Annotated in this window: 1 protein-coding gene; it reads left to right on the forward strand. The window is 70.1% G+C overall.

Features of this window, described 5'->3' with window-relative positions; genetic code table 11:
• On the forward strand, positions 1-505 hold a 505-nt coding region (locus VTU_RS26310), incomplete at both ends, for an AMP-binding protein (RefSeq protein ID WP_010102518.1).

Consider the following 505-nt stretch of genomic DNA (forward strand, 5'->3'; position numbering starts at 1 on the left):
GGCCTATACCGGCGGGACGACCGGCCGACCCAAGGGCGTGATGCTGGCCAACCGCTCGGTCTGGATGCAGGCCGTGCTGCTCATGGCGGCGCGCGGCATGCGCGCCGGGATGCGGGTTCTGTGCCCGACACCGATCTCGCACGGCGCCGGCGCCATGATCGTTCCCACCCTGGCGTCGGGGGGTTGCATCATCTTGCAGCGCGGCTTCGACCCCGACCGGTTCATCGACGCCTTGCAGGCGCAGCGCGCGCATGCGGCCTTTCTGGTGCCGACCATGATCTACCGGCTGCTCGACCATCCGCGCTGCGCCGGCGCGGACTTTTCGTCGCTCGAACTCCTGTCCTACGGCGCCGCGCCGATGGCGCCGGCGCGCATCCGCGAGGCGCTGGCGCGTTTCGGGCCGGTTCTCGCGCAGAGCTATGGCCAGTCGGAATGTCCGAGCAACATCCTGCATCTGACGCCCGAAGACCATCGCCGCACCGACATCGACGTGCTGGCCTCCGCC

This window comes from Verminephrobacter aporrectodeae subsp. tuberculatae At4 (genome assembly GCF_000193225.1).
Taxonomy (GTDB): Bacteria; Pseudomonadota; Gammaproteobacteria; order Burkholderiales; family Burkholderiaceae_C; genus Acidovorax; species Acidovorax aporrectodeae.